Source organism: Planifilum fimeticola, from assembly GCF_003001905.1.
Taxonomy (GTDB): Bacteria; Bacillota; Bacilli; order Thermoactinomycetales; family DSM-44946; genus Planifilum; species Planifilum fimeticola.
Genome location: NZ_PVNE01000066.1, coordinates 1 through 1,482, shown reverse-complemented (window position 1 = coordinate 1,482; position 1,482 = coordinate 1). Strand labels below are relative to the sequence as shown.

Here is a 1,482-nt window from a genome sequence, read left to right as displayed (position 1 = left end):
AATAAACAGATAAAGGAAATTAGATTTGGTAAATTAGGCGGATCACAAAGCCTTTTCCTCTCTTCGAGAGGAGCAAGGCCATTTTTTTGATGTTTTGAGCCACGGCAATAAGGAGGCATTGCTCTCTGACTTTGGCAAGCCCCCTGTAGCGTGCATAACGAAGCCCATGAAGTTCTTTGGCGTCAGCGAAGCTGCGCTCAATGGTCTGACTCCGTCGTTTATACAGTTGTTTGCCCCTTTCACTTAAACGGTTTTGACGTGCCCACTCTTTTGCGTCTTCCCAAACATGACGAGTGATCGTTTTGGTATACGTTTTGGAATGAGTACATTTCGAGAGAAAAGGGCAGTTTTTGCAAACTTGGGGGTTGGATTTGTATTCCCGGTATCCCGAGCGATTGGTGGTTTTGTAGGAAAGTTCATGTTTGGCAGGGCACAGATACACGTCTTTTTCCGGTATGTACTTAAATTGCCATTTGAAGAACAGACCTTTCTTGGGTCGAAAACTCCGGTGAGCAATCACTGCAAAAATTTCCCGTTCCTTCAGTCCTTGGCAAATGGGCATTGTGAGATAACCGGCATCCAAAGCGACTTCCTCTACTTGGAATCCGAACCGGTTGATCTGTCGATCCAACCTTTCAAGATATGGCACAGAATCATGAATGTTTCCAGGCGTTACGTACACATCCGTGATAAAATTGTACTTTCCGTCAACGGTTCGGTGGTCCAAGTAGAAGAACCCTTCGGGTTTTCCATCTCGAACCATATAACCGCTGTCAGGGTCCGTGGTGCTCACTCGGATTTCTCTTTCTTCAAGCTGGATTCGTTTTTTTTTAAACGGTTTTTTGCCATGTTGCATGCGATCTTCGTCGATGGCTTTTTCCAACTGTTCCACATAATCCTTGGGTGTGACAGTAACCTTTTGCTTTTTGAACTTGCTTTTGCTGGCATTCGCTTTTAAAAACGTGGAATCGGTGAACAATTGCTTCCCTTCGATGAAACCATGTTGCATGGCTTGAAGTACGATTTCATCGAAGATCTCCTGATAAATCTCAGACTGTTGAAACCGCCGCCGGCGGTTTTGGCTGAAAATGGTGTGATGAGGTACCGGATCGGTCAGCGAAAGACCAACAAACCAACGGTAGGCGATGTTGACCCGGATTTCCTCAATGAGGCGTCTTTCCGAACGAATTCCGTACAAATAACCGATCAAAAGCATTTTGAACAGCATGACCGGATCGATGCAAGGACGCCCATTATCTTGACAATACAAGGGGCGGCATTTTTCCGCGATAAACGAAAAGTCGATGGTTTCATTGATTTTTCTAAGCAAGTGATCTTGGGGAACAAGGTCTTCTATGTTGACTGTTTCGGGTTGAAATTCCCTGGATGGGTTCGTCCTGAACATATAAAAACCTTCCTTCGGAATTGTTTTATTCCGAATTCAACAAAAAAGGCTGTTGACCCTTCTTTGTCAACAGCCTC

1 protein-coding gene is annotated in these 1,482 nt (G+C 44.8%); it reads right to left on the bottom strand.

From position 1 onward, the window contains the following. Positions 1-19: 19 nt before the first annotated feature. Complete coding sequence (locus tag CLV97_RS17710) at positions 20-1,405, bottom strand: IS1182 family transposase (RefSeq protein WP_106346836.1); 1,386 nt, start codon at positions 1,403-1,405, stop codon at positions 20-22. Positions 1,406-1,482 lie beyond the last annotated feature (77 nt).

Excerpts from the sequence above, each read along its gene's own strand:
- CLV97_RS17710 (WP_106346836.1), bottom strand. The coding sequence starts at position 1,405 with ATGTTCAGGACGAACCCATCCAGGGAATTTCAACCCGAAACAGTCAAC.